The organism is Chryseobacterium jejuense, assembly GCF_900100075.1.
Classification (GTDB): Bacteria; Bacteroidota; Bacteroidia; order Flavobacteriales; family Weeksellaceae; genus Chryseobacterium; species Chryseobacterium jejuense.
Window position 1 is genome coordinate 18,971 of the sequence record NZ_FNEG01000011.1, and the last position, 17,465, is coordinate 36,435.

At 34.9% G+C, this 17,465-nt stretch carries 14 protein-coding genes and 1 pseudogene; all 15 read right to left on the bottom strand.

Going from position 1 to position 17,465, the window contains the following annotated elements; genetic code table 11:
• Positions 1-416 precede the first annotated feature (416 nt).
• Positions 417-1,697, bottom strand: coding sequence for a PAAR-like protein (locus BLS98_RS22755; protein ID WP_089739789.1), 1,281 nt, complete (start codon positions 1,695-1,697; stop codon positions 417-419).
• Entirely contained in the window at positions 1,694-2,671 is a 978-nt protein-coding gene (locus BLS98_RS22760) for a hypothetical protein (RefSeq protein ID WP_089739790.1), read from the bottom strand. The genes BLS98_RS22755 and BLS98_RS22760 overlap by 4 nt, the downstream gene beginning before the upstream one ends.
• Before the next feature lie 25 nt (positions 2,672-2,696).
• Complete coding sequence (locus BLS98_RS22765; RefSeq protein WP_089739792.1) at positions 2,697-3,749, bottom strand: LysM peptidoglycan-binding domain-containing protein; 1,053 nt, start codon at positions 3,747-3,749, stop codon at positions 2,697-2,699.
• A gap of 70 nt (positions 3,750-3,819) precedes the next feature.
• A complete protein-coding gene (locus BLS98_RS22770) occupies positions 3,820-6,015 on the bottom strand; it encodes a type VI secretion system Vgr family protein (RefSeq protein WP_089739794.1) in 2,196 nt (731 codons plus the stop codon).
• Between the two features lie 204 nt (positions 6,016-6,219).
• Positions 6,220-6,633, bottom strand: coding sequence for a type VI secretion system tube protein TssD (gene tssD, locus BLS98_RS22775; RefSeq protein ID WP_089739778.1), 414 nt, complete (start codon positions 6,631-6,633; stop codon positions 6,220-6,222).
• Positions 6,634-7,126: 493 nt separating this feature from the next.
• On the bottom strand, positions 7,127-8,005 hold the full coding sequence (locus tag BLS98_RS22780; RefSeq protein ID WP_089739796.1) for a lytic transglycosylase domain-containing protein: 879 nt from the start codon (positions 8,003-8,005) through the stop codon (positions 7,127-7,129).
• Positions 8,006-8,078: 73 nt separating this feature from the next.
• A complete protein-coding gene (locus tag BLS98_RS22785) occupies positions 8,079-10,577 on the bottom strand; it encodes an ATP-dependent Clp protease ATP-binding subunit (RefSeq protein ID WP_089739799.1) in 2,499 nt (832 codons plus the stop codon).
• Positions 10,578-10,847: 270 nt separating this feature from the next.
• On the bottom strand, positions 10,848-11,519 hold the full coding sequence (locus BLS98_RS22790) for a hypothetical protein (protein WP_089739801.1): 672 nt from the start codon (positions 11,517-11,519) through the stop codon (positions 10,848-10,850).
• A 113-nt stretch (positions 11,520-11,632) separates the two neighbouring features.
• A complete protein-coding gene (locus BLS98_RS22795) occupies positions 11,633-12,898 on the bottom strand; it encodes a hypothetical protein (RefSeq protein ID WP_089739802.1) in 1,266 nt (421 codons plus the stop codon).
• A 45-nt stretch (positions 12,899-12,943) separates the two neighbouring features.
• Positions 12,944-13,519, bottom strand: coding sequence for a hypothetical protein (locus BLS98_RS22800; RefSeq protein WP_089739804.1), 576 nt, complete (start codon positions 13,517-13,519; stop codon positions 12,944-12,946).
• A gap of 53 nt (positions 13,520-13,572) precedes the next feature.
• Complete coding sequence (locus BLS98_RS22805) at positions 13,573-13,902, bottom strand: hypothetical protein (RefSeq protein WP_089739806.1); 330 nt, start codon at positions 13,900-13,902, stop codon at positions 13,573-13,575.
• A 316-nt stretch (positions 13,903-14,218) separates the two neighbouring features.
• Positions 14,219-14,824, bottom strand: a complete 606-nt coding sequence (locus tag BLS98_RS22810; protein ID WP_089739808.1) for a hypothetical protein — start codon at positions 14,822-14,824, stop codon at positions 14,219-14,221.
• Between the two features lie 33 nt (positions 14,825-14,857).
• Positions 14,858-15,211: a hypothetical protein gene (locus BLS98_RS22815; RefSeq protein ID WP_139166174.1), complete on the bottom strand. Its 354-nt coding sequence runs from the start codon at positions 15,209-15,211 to the stop codon at positions 14,858-14,860.
• A 2-nt stretch (positions 15,212-15,213) separates the two neighbouring features.
• Entirely contained in the window at positions 15,214-16,989 is a 1,776-nt protein-coding gene (locus tag BLS98_RS22820) for a hypothetical protein (protein ID WP_089739812.1), read from the bottom strand.
• A 2-nt stretch (positions 16,990-16,991) separates the two neighbouring features.
• A pseudogene (locus BLS98_RS22825) lies at positions 16,992-17,465 on the bottom strand (Vgr family protein); the annotation flags it as partial.

The following is a 17,465-nucleotide window of genomic DNA, read 5'->3' on the forward strand; positions in this document are numbered from 1 at the left end:
GGTATATTATTAGAAAAGAGCTACAGACATTCTACCACTTTTTTTCACAAAAGGAGCTCCGTCAAAATAAACTTCATCCCTTCCATCCTGTGGAAGCCTTTCATAATTGGGAATTTTTACAATCATTGAATTATTCTTGTATACCTGAATATCTTTATCAGTAATTTCTTCTTCTCTCTTTGTTTACTGATATCCTGGAATAATAATTCTGAAGATTATTAGTACAACAATACTTATAGCGAATAAAACACGAAGCTTATGAAGCGTAATCGTTTATATTGATTAATAATTTTGTGCGATTATCTTTTTCCCGATTATAAAACGTTTATACTCAAAATCTCACAATACAAATAGATACCAAAAATTAAATATTGAAGCCTTAATAGCTACTTACTTTTTCCTGATATATCTTATTATCAATTCTGTGCTGCATTGATTGTAACTCCGCCCGCTGACTGGTTTGCAAATGAATCTGCTAATACACTAAAAGTCCATTCGTTGAGAGGCGAAACCAGTAAAGGAAGTACCAATCCTGCCACATTTATTGCGCCTCCAAAACCTTCAGCAGCCTGACCTTTCATTGCTTTATTGGTTTCAGCCCGATGCTCATTAATTACTCGATTACCTTTATTACTTGTTTTTTCTCTTGGAAGAATTTTTCCACTACCTTTTCTTTTCATGGCTTCTACTGCCTGAGCTCCGGATCGGGTTTTCTTCATTTCTGCTACTATTTCTGCTGTTCTAGCTTCCCGTTCTGCACGGGTACCCTTCAGGTTCATAATCTCTTTGATATACTTTTCGTTCTGATTTTGTCGATATTTATCATAAGAAAGATTGAGTAACTCTCCAGCAGCAGTAGTTTGTGATGTTCCGATATATGGATCATCAGGAGTGTCTACCGTAAAGGAACCTTCCATATTTTTGCGTGATGCCAGCATCTGATCATAAGTAGTATTACCATCACCACCGTATATTCCCTGCATTCCCTGCGCCTCCCAAGTAGAAATGGGTTGAAAAATAAGATAGGCACCTATAATTCCTACTGTAGCTTCTTTTCCACCTGCCAAAAGACCTGGTCCCAATGCGCCTAATCCACCGCCGGCAGCAACAGCTGCCGTTCCAGCTGAAAGCCCGATACCGTATCCGAAAAGTCCACTGATTACAGCTGTTAAGCTGACTTCTCCCCAATTTCTGAAAGCCACATTTTTTGCTGCAGATTTTGCTTCTGCTTCATCAAGAAATGGAGTAAGAATTCCCGGACCGGCAGAACATTTAAGAAATGATTTTTGAGTAAGGGCTTTATGTCCTTCAAATTTTACATTTGAATGAGGATTGACCCATTCTACAAGATTAGGGTTACATTTTGTACTGTTTGATGCTATAAGCACTGTTGCAGCAACAGCTACTGCTCCTAAAACAATAGCTCCTACCCCAAAAGTACAAATTGAAAATGCTACGGCCAATCCCAGCGCTAAACCAGCCACCAAAAATGACCATGCTGCAGCCTGCCCCCAATTGCTCTTGCACTCAAAATCATCTTTTAAAACTTTATCTACTTCTGTAAGCAGGGGCTGTTTCTCTGATTTATAGACTACAGAAAGATTCCACATTTTAGGATCTACAAGTAATACTCCTGGAGATGGATTCATCTGATAGCTACAAACTACATGTGTTTCCTGAGGAAGATACCTACTCATAATTTATAAATTTTCTTTATTTGATTTTTATTTGTTCCAACAGTAATTTCCGGGGAAAAACCATCGAGTTTCCAATAATTACTAATAGAATTTACAAACTTCGGTGTCACAAAATTTAATGAATATGTGTTTTTATCGGTTGTATAAAACAATATCCGTAAAACCTTTTGATCCGCCGCATTCTCTACTACGTGAACTTCATGAATTTGTTTTTTAAGCAAAATAAATTGTTGAGAACCTTTAAAAGTCAAAGCATCTCTTGTTAATTCAATGACTTTAATTCCCGAAGTAAAATAAAAGTAGAGATATACCAGAGAACAATATAAAAACAGGAAAGGAAGTGTTACCAAAATTTCCAAAAATGCATTTTTTGTCCTTGTTATTATTCCTATATCGTTTTTATAAGGTGCTATTATATTTCTAAATAATAGCATAAAAGCGAAGCCAATTATAACGAAAATGATGAATTTAACTTTAGGATTTTTGATCAAAAAAGAGTTTACCAGAATCTGCTCGTCTGTATTGGCTATCTTACTTTCATTATCTCCATTCAAATCCATTAAAAAATCATTGTATTCCTGTGTACTGCTCTGAAATGGGTGTCTTGAAACAGTAATTTTATTACCCTCAAATGGAAACTGGATTTTATGATCTTCTATTCTTATTTCATTTTTAAGGAGTGTATAGCTTTTCTTTTTGTAATCTATACTTATAGATTGATCAATAAACCTGATACTTCCTTTTGACGAAAAAATATACTCTAAAATCTTATAGATAACAATACCATGAAACATGTAAAATAGAAAGAGTACAAAATATAGAAAAGTACTGTTAATATTTAGATTAGGCGAGTGAATTACGTCAGCAAGATATTCCCAACCCGGTACAAAATAAGAATACAACAGCACAATAAGGAGTGTTAAAATCACAACACCTACCTTTTTACTATTGTTTAATGTCTTTATAAAAATCATATCTTTCCAGAATTAATGAATGCTTTTATATTTTTCTCAGATTAAATATACATTCAGATTTTATATTATTCTCTATATTTTCGATGATTGATAACTCTGCTTTCTCCAATGTTTTTGTTTTCAGATTGTAAGTAAACAGATTTCTCATATCAAGTTTATACTCAGAAAATTTATATTTTATAAGAGGCTGATGATACTTTTCATAGCCTTTGGTTACTTTGTCCAACAGTTCTTCAGATTCAATTGTCTCCCAAACTTTTCTGATGGTAATAAGATCTTCATCTTTTTTCAGTACATCATATCTCACTTTCATAGGGACAACCACATCCGGAAAAAGCTGTGATTGATAGGTATATTCTTCTGATTCCATATTTTCATCTGCATTATACAGATACTTATCTAACAGGGTAAGATAAAAAAGATCTCTGTTATAATCTTTTTCGTCATTATACTGACTGGAAAACTGTAAATCCCCTTCCTGGATAAGCTTCACATACTCCTGAGGCTTTGTTTGTTTTACCACTTTGATAAACTCAATTTCGTTAAGTTTATTTCTTTTAAACTGCTCCCAGTTTTTCTTTATCTTATTTTTATCAGCAATTTTACTGAATCTTCCAAGTGTATTGATTTCTACCAAGCAGTCATTTCTGATATAATCTACTTCGGATACAAAGTCGAAAACACGGGATAGTGCCGGTGGATTAAATTCATAAAAAAAATCGCAAAGCTTAACCTTCACCAGATGATTTGTTAAATTAAAAGCTACTTCATATTCTTTTTTAAGCTGAGAATAGCTTTTTACTTCGTCTTCTATTCTGGTTATATTCAGTTGTTCAGCTCTATATCTGTTTTTTTTTTCGTAAGATGTATAATCAATGTTTTTTTTCTCTTCTTTATCTTTTTGCAGTGGTATTATCACTGTATCAATATGAATGGGCAGATAATTTCCAAAAAATTGCTGAGTCACTGGTGAGTGTGAATTATGAAAAGCCAGCAGCTCCTTCCCTGTCATTTGATATTTCTCCGCTATTGACTCTAATGAATCTCCCTGTTTTATCTGATACTTACTGTATTCCATACAATGGATTTCTACTATTAATAATTAAAAAAATTCCAGTTCCTGCTCTGGCTGAATCTATTGATGAGGATTAATTAATATCTACTTGAGCTCCTTTAATGGTCACATTACCATCTATAACTATTCCTGGATTTCCTGCTTTTTTTCCAACATTGGTAAGACTAAATCCTTCTATATTTACAGTATCAGACTTCAAAGTAATAGCAGTTTTTGAGATTTCAATACTACTGTTTCCCACTTTAATCGTTATTTTTTCAGCTCCAGTTAAATCAATAACTCCGGCATTATCCATTTTAAGTACGCTTTTCCCTTTTCCTACATCAACTTTATGCGTATTACCAACATCTGCGGTATGATCGCACCCTACTTCAAGTTTCTTATTGTTGCCAATTTTATCAGTTTTGTCATTGCCTACTGTTTTGTTGCTGTTATTATTGGCATTATGAACTACATTTCCAGAACCATCAAAAAACATATGAGCTCCGCCCTGATCTTTAAGGTTCATGGATCCAGCTCCATTGTCATACATTAATTCTGCTCCACTCCTTCCACTAAAGCTCATCACATTATTTCCAGCTCCCCCTCCGGCACCAATGCCTCCATGAAACATTCCACCCATGACAAACGGACGGTCTGGATGCTGGTGTACAAAGTTGATGATTACCTGATCTCCTACTTCAGGGATGGACATAAACCCACGGTTTTTGCTTACCTTATCGCTGCTTCCGGCATCGGGAGACATCACACGGATAAATTCTGTAATATCCGGACCATTCTGCCAGTCAAACTGTACCTGAACTCTTCCCTGATTCTGAGGATCTGTATTAGAAACTACTTTTGCAAACTGAGCTTCTGCTCTTGGGGTTTCAAATTCCGGACGTGGGATATAGCCAGTATCTGCGGCAATGGCTTCAAATTTACCGTCATAATACCCTCTGGCATCTACCTCATGGGTCACCTCAATAATCATCAGTTTGGTGAAATAAGAAGTTTCATTGCTATCGGATTTACGCATTTCAATATCTGCCGTACATCCAGGGTATAGGAAAGGAACGGTAGTAGTTCCGGAAGTGATAAAAACTTCTGAAGCCTTACTTCCGGCAGTTCCTTTTTGGGAAGCATCAATATCCATAAAAGAGGTGGCTTTTATTGGAGCCACTCTTAAAGATGGAGTAGTAAAGGTTTTTTCTGATATTTCGTAAGCACGTCTTGCAATATCCGAGGTATGGCTGATTTTTGAGCTTCCACCCGTCATTTTTTCATTTTTACTACTGTTGTAGCCATAAAAACTGGGGCTTACGTGCTGAGCTTTCATTTTGATCGCAATATCGCTTACACTGCTTCCATACGTAAGTTTTACTGGTTTTTCCTGAGGTGGGAGTTTTCCAAAATGCAATACTTCACCGTCATAAAAAAACTGTTCACCGTAAGCTTCTGCCATTCTCGCAAGATAATTATAGTGCGTTTCTTCGTATTGTGAGCTGTAGGAAACATTTCCATGTTGGGCATCTACTCTGAAATCAAATTTATTATGTCCCAGCCCTTCACTGATAACGTGATACGCAATACTGTTCAAACTCATGGGCTGGCTTCCTCCAAAACTCTGAATGTGAGGTGCCGCATCCAAAAGTACTGTAGGGCTATATCCTTTAAGAACAATATTTCCAAGACTTCCTTTTTCCTGGCTGAACCCTACTTCTGTGACTACTCCCACGAAATTACGTTCCGCTCCCTGTATAATATCTTTATATTTAAAAACAACAGTGATTCTTTTTCCAAGGAAATTCTGTGCTTCCTGAAGATTATGGTTTTCTACGCTACCCAATGTATCATGAGCCAGGGTAAGACTAAATTCATGATGTTTGGCAGCACTCTGTACCAGCTTAAAATGTTTAAAATGGTTGATGATCTGCCCTTCAATAACCACATCCAGTTTTACCACACGGTTGATTCCGGCGATAATACTTTGAGGAATGGCTTCGGCATTGTGTATTTTTGAGGTGGGTTGTTTAGCCCACACTTTATTTTCAACGATAGAAGGATTGTTCGGAACAAAGGTCTGGTTCATAAACATATTGCCACCTTGTACAGCACTCATGCCCTGTTGTCCTTCTTTTACAGCTTTATTCACTTTACTGCCCGCTTTATTCAGCTTATCTTCTGCTTTTTCAGCAACGTTTTCCTTTACATTTTTCAACTGCTCTTTGCTCCCTTTCAAATCAGTCTTTGGGCTATCTTCTTTAATTGTCTTGTCATCCTGAAACATAGTGTTTGTGTTTAAGTTAAAAATTAAATAAACTGCTGATTATCCAGCAACAGAATCAAAAAATATAAGGTTAGATCTACAAGATCTGCTTGTTAAATGGCTCATGTCTGAAATCTATAGGTCCTTATGAAAAAACAGGACAGTATACTCTTTCGAGCGCACTGTCCTGTACCAATTTTATTTTTACTAAGATGATGAATAGGCTTATTTACCTGCCGAAGGCCACAGTCCAGCGTACTGAGAAGTACCATAGTCGATAGTTTCAGCACTGATTACGAAGCTGATCAACATACTGTTGCTGTCGATTGCATCGAAATCTACTTCGTGTTGGATAACGTAACCGTTTTCCCATTTTAAATTGATTAGAGTTCCTTCTTCGTGAGATTTGTTGAAAACAATTTCTCCTACTGTTGGCTTATATTTTCCGTTCAATAAGCTTTCTAGGATGTCTGATTTTTCAGTAGCTTCTACTGTAACTTTGATTAATGCGTTAGAAGGGTCTGATGCTACACGTCCTGATACGTCTGTTGATCTTGATACGCTGTAGTTCATTTTTAATAGTTTCTGACCTTCTCCGTTGTTGAATTTTAAGATTCCTCTCGAATTTCTTTCTGCCATGATTTGTAAATTTTAATCGTTAATAATATTTTGTGATTCAGTGATTGTTTAGCAAATATAGAGGGTCTTTTTTCGGGAAAAAAACTTTTAACTATAAATCTGAAAAATTGTAGTAGTTCTACGACTTTATGTAGTAATTCTACGACATTAGATTTAATAACTCTACTTAACCACTCTATATAAAGGAATTTTTAAAACTCATAAAACACTGACCATATGTAGAATTTTACACATCAATGAGAAATATTAATATCTTTTAAGGAAAAATTAACACCTATTAACTTTTGCTTAAACGCATAAAATCAAAAAAGAAAATGCCCTAATTCTTGACTCTAAAATCTAAAAAAACACTCCTTTTATTCAAAAAAATTATTTTCAGTAATGAATTATATGAATTAACCTTGCTTTTGATCTTCTTTTTGGAGATTAAACACCTCAAAAAAAATAACCAAACCGTAAATAGGTTTGGTTACTATCAATATTATTGGTTGGTTTAAGGCTGTACTCCTGCACCAGCTCCTGCGTTTTCTTTGATTGATCTGGTAAGAATTTTATTCTTCCTGAGAAGAAAATCCGGCATCAAGTCAGTGGGAAGATAAAAAGTGCTTTCCCCTTTTCTCTGCAGCTCTTCGGTAATTCCAGGGTTCCAGGCAAGAATTTTACCTACCTCAACATCAAGCTCATCGGCTATTACATTCAGACTAAATCCAGCATTGATCTCTGTTTCAGATAATGCTTCGGTGGTTGCTTTTCTGTTTCCATCTTCAAAGAACACCTTATTGATCCTTGCAGAATTATAATTACTTAATACACTCTGAAGCTCTCCTGTGGCATAGCAGGCATTCAGATATTTTTTCACATGATTGATGGTTTCTGCAGGAAGGTATTTAGAGAATTCGTGGTACTGGCTGGAACCTGCAGCCTGCATTGCCTTGGCTACATTTCCTTCGCCACAGTTGTAAGCGGCTACTACCGTTACCCAGTTATTGTATTTTTTATACAAATTGGCAAGAGAAATAACAGCCGTTTTTGTGCTTTTATACACATCTGTACGTTGATGCTCTGCAAGACCATACTGGTTAGCATGCGCTGTCATCAGCTGCCATACTCCTACGGCTCCGGCTCCGGAGGTAATATTTTTGTCAAAATGGGATTCAATAAGGGCTAAATTTCTTAAATGTTTTGGAAGCCCTTTCTGAAGAAGCAGCTGCTCAATAAACTCAACAAGATCTTTGTTGGAATTAATGATACCCTGATATTTTCTCACGCTGCTTTCCGAGGTATCTGATGCAGTAAGAAACTGTCCGTTTACCATAGCAACAGTTCCCAAAAGCATTATCCCTGTAAAGATATTTCTGACAATTGTTTTCATCTCTAATGTATTTATAACAACAAGTAAAAAGGCTAAAGAGCAACTTTACTATTCAGCCTTTTTGCTTTATAATTTAATCTACTACTTTCCAGCTTAGTTTTTCTTCTTCCTTATTCCAGTCTACATGAATGGTTTGTCCGGATTTCACTTCTTCTCTTACAATCATTTTGGAAATAGGTCTTGCCAGTTGTGCACGGATTACTCCGGAGATCTGTCTGGCTCCATATTTACTGCTGAATCCACCAAGAGCTAGATTTTTCACTGCTTCATCAGTAATTTTTAAAGCAATTCCTAATCTTGTTAATGAGGTATGAAGTGATTTTAACTGAATATTGAAGATTCTTTCTGCAATAGATTCCGTGATTGGTGCAAAAGGAATAATCTCTGTAATTCTGGCTAAGAATTCCGGTCTGAATCTTCCTGAATTCGACATAATCTGCATCAGTGAGGATGATTCAGGAATCTTTCCTTCTTCAAACTGCTTTACAATCTCTTCACTTCCGATATTGGAAGTAAATAGGATCAAAGCATTACTGAAGTCTCCTTCTTTTCCTAGTTTATCATGTACTTTCCCTTCATCCATAATCTGAAGGAATACATCAAATACGGAATGGTGGGCTTTTTCAATTTCATCAAATAAAACAACGGTATAGGGTTGTTGTCTGATCTTGTTCACCAACATTCCTCCTTCTTCGTACCCTACATATCCTGGAGGCGCTCCATATAGTAATGCTGCAGAATGTTCTTCTTTAAATTCCGACATATCAAAACGAACCATAGCCTTTTCATCGTTGAACAATAGTTCAGCCATTGATTTGGCAAGCTCTGTTTTCCCGGTTCCGGTAGGTCCTAAAAGGAAGAAAGATCCAATTGGCTGTCCCGGTTTGTTTAATCCACTGCGGTTTTCAACAATAGCATCGGAAAGGATTTTTAATGCGTGATCCTGACCAACTACTCTGTTCAGTAGAAGAGATTCCATATTCAGGAGCTTTTCTTTTTCCTGTGCCTGAATTTTTCCGATTGGAATATTGGTTTTAGCGGCCATCACAGCTGCCAATTCTAAACGGTCTACTTTTTCTCTTTTCTTCGCAGCATGCTGTAAAAGCTCTTCATAGGTATCTTCGATGATCTTTTGGATCTGATCTACCGGCATTGAGTTATCCAAAGCAGGTTGTTCACTTAGTGATCCCCATAAAATAGGGCTTATTTTATCTCTTAATAAATTATAAGTCCAGATCAATTCGTCTGCTTTATCTTTATTATCAAGGAATTCTTCTTTTAAAATGGCATCATAGCTTTCTTTCCAGCTGCCCAATTCTTTTTCAGAAAGTTCGTCCAGCATTTTGATGGCTGCCATGGTTCTGTCTAACAAATCAATAGCGGCATCCGGTAATTTTTTACCTTTTGCATATCTTTTGGCTAAACGTACACATTCCGGAAGGGCTGTTTTTTCGACTTCAATTCCGTGGTGTTTTTTATAGCCTTCAAGAAGAACATCAATCATTTTTACGCAAGTCTTTTCATCCGGTTCATTGACGGTTAATACCTCAAAACGACGGTTGAAAGCCTGTTCCGGCTCAATGATTTTTCTGTATTCTTCCTGGGTAGTGGCTCCGATAACGGTAATTTCACCTCTTGCCAGTTCAGGTTTCAGAAGGTTGGCAACGTTTCCGATGCTTCCTTTCGGATCTAAAAGGGTATGGATCTCATCAATGAAAAGAATGGCTTTCTCAATTTTCTTACATTCATTGATTACTTTTTTCAAACGGTCTTCTATTTCACCTTTGTAAGAGGTTCCTGCCAATAAAGCTCCTGTGTCCAGTTCTAAAAGGGTTCCGTTTTTAAGCATTTCCGGAACGTTTCCTTTTGTAATTTCAATAGCAAATCCTTCTACCAAGGCTGTTTTTCCAACTCCGGGCTCTCCGATGATAATTACATTCGGTTTGCTTCTTCGGCACAGGATTTCTACCAGCATTCTCAGTTCTTTATCTCTACCGATGATGTTTTCAAGATCTCCTTTTCTGGCTTGTGCTGTTCTGTCTACACAATAGCTTTTAATAGATGGAAGGGATGAATCTGTAAAGTCTGATCCATTGGAGAATAATGAGGCAAAGTCTCCATTTTCAGAAACGGTAAACGGAGTATCTTTTCTATATAAGTTAAAAATTTCATGTTCTCTCAGTGGTAATGACTTCAACTGCTGAAGTGAAAATACTACCTGAGGTTTTACAATAGCAGTAAGGATACAGATTGGAGTAATCTCATCCAGTCCCAGTTTTAAACGGATATCATCGGCTTCTTCTATAAGAGTATCTACCGCTTCATCCTGACCTACCTCGTCAGGAAGATGGCTTGTCTTAGGATATTCTTCAATACGTACATCTGCCCATTCATAAAAATAGCCGGGATCTTTATCTATACTTTTTAAAAATTCATTAAGACCAATATCTTTATGCATTAGGGCCTGCAAAATATGCGGACCGCCATACGTGCCATTATAGTTTTCCCTCGCTATCGACTGAGCAATATGAAATAGCTGTTTTACTGTTTCGTTGGTTACTAGTACTCCCATTTATAATTTTTCTTATATTAATATTTGCGTTCTGTTTACTATTGTTTCCAGATGATTTGATGTTCTTTTTGAACCTATCCTTTTTATTGCTGATTATTCAGAAACGAAAAGTGGTTCTTTTATTTTGCTAAAATTAAATATTTTATTCTAAATGTGATAAAGATAGTTAATTCTTCAATTAGAGAAGTAATAGCAGTTCTTTTTTATTCTTTGCTGAATTTTAAATAGATCATAAAATCCCGTATTTCTTTTCCCAGAGCTTCATTTCCATTATATATTCAGAAAATATAGCATGATCAGACTTAACCACTGAAGACCAATGTAGATATAAAAAATCATGGCTGAAGGTTCTGCCAGCTCATGTAGTTTTTCAATCAATGTGGTTTTGATGATGTCATAAAAGTCTACATTTTCATCACCTAAATTCAGTTCATCAAATTTCACTTTATTCAAAGCATATCCTAAAACACGTTTAAGGATTTTATTTTCTGAGCTATTTTTGAATTCATTAACCAATCTTACTTTTGCCAATGCATAATCTGTACTGCTACGGACAACCATTGGCTCGTTGTTTTTAATTTTACCAACCACTTTATCAATAAAGGGAACCAAAATGGTTTTGGAATGATCCTGAACAAGTCTGCTGATGATTCTTGACATTCCATATTTTGTTGAGAAAATACCAATACAAAAGGGTGCTGCAATCATTAACAGATAGAAAAGTCCCGCAGATAAAGGTTTGGCCATTACTGTTGCTAGTAGGAATGCAAGGGCTCCGCTGTGTCCTAATGATGAGCCTAAACTTTCGGCCATTATATAGATCCCCAAAGAAAATGTAATAACTGTTGAAAGGATTCCTATGGCATAAATTTTAAATAAGCTGAAGATAAATACAGCAGATAGTTTCGAAAAATATTTAAAGTGATCTGTGATTGTGTTCATTAGTGTTTAATTTAATACCATGGTTTTATTGATGAAGAATACAATTTCTTCTTATGAGCGGTACAATATAATCAATATTTTTAATGCAAAAGAATCCGTAATAATCCCATATTTTAGTAGAAAATTTGCTGGACGTCCGTTTCCTTTGTATCAGTATTATAGATTTCTTTTTTAATAATCCGCCCACCATGATCAAGCACATATCTCATGGAATCTGAATCAACAAGTTGCTTGCTTTGTCCCTTTTGTCCGTTGTAATTACTATAAATGCTATATTTATGGGCCGCAATATTGATTTCCAAAGGCTGATAAGAATATTTTGTTTCTATAATTTGTAATGGAATAGCAGACTGATCTTTCAGTTTTTCCCATGCCTGCTTCTTTTGCTCTTCAAGGGACATAGTTTCCCATTTTCCGTTAATTAAAACAGATGAATCTGTTATTTTATATTCATAGCTTATGACTTCAGCCACCTCATCTTTAAGATAGATATATGTTTTTTTAACAAAATGATTGATGATCTTTTCAGGATGATCCTTGTCTATAGTTCCGGAATACTTAAGGATGCTGATTAGTTTATGTTCATTGTTATAAGTATATTCAACAACATCATTCCGGTTTTGGGTATACTTTTTTATCAGTTGTCCCAGGGTATTATACTCATAGAAAAATGTTTTTGTTTCATCTTTGATTACGTTTCCATTGGGAGCTATTTCCTTTTCCCAGACCTTTTCTTTCTGGACACGGTTATCTTTATCGTAGCCCCAGGTTCTTTCTGATTTAAAATCTTCATCATTCCGCTTCTGGAAAATAAGTCTTGATTTTTCATCGTATCTGTTTTCCAACAAAACTTTATCGAGCAGTCTGTTTTCAACCAGTTTCAGCAGCTGACCATACTTATTGTATTGATACAGGTATTTATTTTTACCTTCCGGAAAATTTCTTTCCATTGTTTTGACTAATCCCAGTTCATTGAATTCTATATGGGTAAAAAAATCTCCACCACCAGTTCCAACTGCTCCTAAGGCGAACTTGTAAAAATCAGCATATTTCTTGGGTAGAATGTATTTGAGATCATTAATTTTTAATAATCCTGTAAGGTTCATGGTTTCCGGATCCTGTATGGTAAGAATATGGGTATTCAGATCGGTTACTAAATACAGGCTGTGATCTGAGGTAGGAGCATAAAATGAAACGATATTCCCTTTTTTGGTATAAGCTGTTTTTTGATCCGGATAAAGTTCTGTATCATTAAATTTTTCTACTTCCCTATTATTCTCTTCTGCCTTCGGATCACCGGAACTGCAGGCGATAACCAAGCTAAAACACATTAAGATCAGCCCTGTTAACAGCCAGTTTCTTGATTGGGAAGTAGTCATTTAGTTTTTTTATTAAGCTTTTGAAGGGGAAAATAACATTGGTGCTTACCAGTTGTATTTAATTTTCCCATTCTTTATACAATCGTTTACATCTGTTTTTATTGGACATTTATAACAGTCAGTAGGAACAAACATAAAAAGCCCATTAAAAGAAATTTCTTCATTAATTACCCCGGATGCATTTCTGGTACAAACCTCTGTTGCCGGCAAATAATCAAAATCCTTTTTCTTTATTTCTTTTGCATAGACAGCATTGCTATAACTGAGTTTCCTAATGATATGAATTCTATCTCTTTTCTTCTGCAGATAAAGCCAGTTGCTGCTCCCGTCTGATACAGCATTAAACTTTAAAATTTTGTTATTTCCTTTTTCTGAAATTTCCAATATTCTTTCTGTCTGAAGTTTTCCATTCTCAATACTTACAGGAATTTTAATCTTTATTTTTTTATTAAACAAAGCAATACTTTCCTGATAATAGCAGTTTTCACATGCTGTTCTTACAGTTTTTTCATTTAGTTTTCCAATGATTGATTCGTTGCTATATACTGAAATCTGAGCTTTTCCCTTAAAAGCAGATATCACTAATAACAAGAAAAGGAGTATTAATTGATCTGGCTTCATAAAACATTTATTTTAGGAATGTTAGGCAAATTTCCATCTTATAACTATTAGATCTATTTTGCTAAAGGATCATCTATCAACCCACTGATTCCTACATACCAGAAAAAAACATGATACATTAAATACAGTACAGCCACCACAATGATTGCTATTAAGACTTTTAAAAATACATTCTTAGCAACTTTATTCAACAAAAAATGAGCTCCGGTTAAAAGTAAGGAGATAGGAATTGAGAATACAACTCCAAATCTTAATATAATAGTTACGATAGATCCCGCATTCACTTCTACTTCAGGCATATCAATACATAGGAAGGATACTATCAGGGTATTAACGAGTAAAAAAAGTATCAGAAATTCAGCAATAAATGATTTTAAGCTCATTATCGTATTATTTTAAAATTCAGACATTCTTTATTGTTTAATATGAAATACTCATTACAAAAAGATGCTACAATGCCGCTTTCGTCTTGTAGCCAGGAATTACTCCTCAACTGAATGCGTTTTTTAATCCATGTCTACTTCCGGCCAGAACTGAGTATGGTTAAAACTGTGTGCTGCCATAGCTAAATAAGGTACTGTTCCCGGTCTCTTCATCATATTCTTTTTCATTTTTTGCTGTTACCAGCCCTGCATTGTATTGTTTCACATCAACCACACATCCCGAAATAAATACAAAACACAGATTAAACCAGAAGTTCTAAAACTTTTCCAAATCAGAAAAACTTAAATCCTGTATTTTCGGCAAAGCATTGATTTTAATCTCTTTTTTCCTTTTATTTAAAAGTTTCTCAGAACCTGTCACCTGTTCATACTCAACTTTCGTTTTGGCTATTAAGTCAATTCTCGTTTCAAAAGTGGTATCTCTTCCATCCCATATTACCCGTGATATTTTTACCAATTCAAAATTATTTTTATTCAGTCTGAATTCATAGCTGCTTTTCCGGTCATTAATATTAGTAAGCATTTTTAACTTACCATCTTCAATAAAAAGTCCCGGAATAGGATTGCCATTATGCTCTCCTTTTTTATTAGCTGGATATTGGCTCTCGATGAGTTTTGTTGAAGATACTATCATTTTAAATTTCTGATCAGGTTGGGAGAGGAATATTTGTACTCTAAGCGGGCCGGTTTCATCTTTCACATCCATTTCTACCATAATCCTGTCATCGCGTTTATCATTATTCAGATCCCCCACTTCTTCTTGTATCAGAGATGTATAATTATTTTTATTAGCTTTCTGTGAATATAAATTAACATGGGCCAAGAGAAGAAATATAACAATGGATGATGATAGTTTTTTCATAATTATTTTTAATGGATTAATAAAACTTTGCGGTTAAAATGCTTCTAATAATGATTGTAAAAAAGATTGAGGACCCTTTATATCATAAAAGAATAAATTTATCGAAATCCAATATACCTGAAATATTAAAAAAATAATTAAAATGATCATCAAAAATAAAAGCAATAGTTTATTCTTTATTTTTATTATAAAATAATACATTAATGAAATGGTTAAAGAAGGAATTATTGCCCCAATGAATCCAATTTGTGTAACTATTTTTATAGTATTTTTTAGATCATATTTTTCTAAATAATTTAAAGATAAAATGTACCAACATGTAATTCCTATTGTTAATATAAGAAATATCAATAAACTAACCATTATAAATTTTCGAATATTTTCCATATTTATTTCTTTTTTCTATACGTTGGATTTTTTCCTGAACCAAATGAATTTTTTAACCCTTCCTCAACTTTCCCCCACAATTGGGTATGACTTAAGCTATGAGATGCCATAGCTAAATATCCTAGTGTACCTGGTCGTTTTGGCATTTCATCCTTAAATGTTATTTCATCTTGTGCTGTAACTAGCCCCGCATAATATTTTTCGACTAAAGAATAATATCTTTCTAGATTTCCTCTTAAGGTTTTAAGTTGTTCATCCAAATTGCCTGTTATGATATACTCCGCTTCATTAACATACTTAATAATTGTCTTTAACTCAGAAGGTTTAATAAACTGGCTAAATAACCTCATCAGCAAATCTTCCAGCTCCCGGGCATATACTGCACCTTGTGCTCCTTTTAAAAAAGCATCAAATTCTTTTCTCTTATTTCTGGAATTATAGGGATCACTTTCAAAAATAGGTACATCTATAATAGTCAGCGCTTTGGTTTGCTTTTTGGGAGTCCAGGATGTTTCGTCAATACTATCAGTGATTCCTTTATTTTCTCCAAATACACCTGCTAATAAACTCAAGAGATAACTATCCTTTGGACTGCTTTTAATGTCAAACAAAATATTTAAAACCCTCAGCCCCTGTGTCAGATTTAAATTTTGTGCCCATGTTATTTTATCATACCCTTTTGCTATGCCGGCATTGTAATTATTATATACATCATAGGTCCATCGTAAGAAATTATTTAAAAGGCTAATAAATGAATCTTTTTCTTTTTGCAGGTTAGAATTTTCAATTTTTAGAGAACCAATATATTGGATAAACTCTTTCGTCATCATATTTATTCCCAAAAAAGCTTTTGCCATTTCTTTCCATGCCGGAACTGCTCTTTTCTTATGGCTATTGGGAAGACCTATCCCCTTAAGATAAGTTAAAATAATATCTTTATCTACATCTTTCAATGTTTCAATACCCTTTTTAAATTTATCTACTTGAAATGACTTCAATAAGCCTTCTAAATTGGTCAAACTGAAGTCTGCAATCAATTGTTGGGTCAGATCATACTCATTATGAACGTTTATGATCTTACATTCTTTATGTAATTTTCCATGATTCAACTGATGTTTCTTCTGGAAAAAAGGAGTTGATAAATACGTGATACTTTTAACTTTCCATTCTTTAGGAAATTCTGTAATCTTACGAGGCTTCAAAATACTGGATTTTGCAATCATATCTTTACTAGAGATAAGCTCTGTAAACTGATTAATAACATTACCTCCATGTGAATGACCAATGAGATGCAAATGTACCTCCTGATTTTTCCAGCCAGGATACATTCTTAACAACAGATCAAATAATCTCTCGGAAGCTTTGATTCTTTCCTTGGTATCATTATCACCGGACCAGCTGAAAAAATCCCCTTCGATATTTAAATCAATAAATTGAGGTCTAAGTTCCTTGATTCTGTTCCATAAATTATTTAAACTTTCCTTTGTTTCTTGCTTGGTCTTTTCATCAATATATTTCCAATAGCTTGTATTGGCCTTATGTTTCGTTCCTTCAGTATTTCCAGGGTCTGTAGTTCCGGCGACAAACATAAGAATATCAATAATTCTCCCTTTTCTTTTAGGAGAATCGTCGGGGTCTCCATATTTTATCCCTTGTTCTACCCCTGTTTCAGTTACAGATTCTCCGGCAGAGGTAATAATGTTTTCCTTGGAATACATACTGTGCCCCTCCTGAGATATTTTGGTATAAGTTCCTTTTACAATTCTGGTCCTACTCATGGCTAGTGGGCTTTCGATTTCTCACCGCTATTGTTTTGTACTTCTGTTTGTGCGTGCTTATGAACAAATTTTCCGGATTGGATATTCATATCTTTTTCACTCACTTCATTTCGCTCTTTCTTGGTTTCACTATGTACATCACCTTCGATAATCTCTGTCAGTTGTCCCGTGATAAATGTACTTGCATTTCCAATTACAGAGGTCATTTTCATAGCTCCTACACTCTCTGTATTGTTCAGACCTATACTGTCAGATTTATTCATACCCACCGTAGTAGTCATGTTTTCGCCTACATTGATGTTCATATTTTTACAGTTAAGCGTCATCGTTTCAGGGGCAGTGATATTGATATTGCTGCCGGTAGTATCAAGATGGATTTCATTACCACTCTTATCTGTGATGATAATGCTTTCATCTTCAGTGAAAACAATTCTATGTCCGCTTCTCGTTTGGATTGATTTTACACGGTTGTCTGC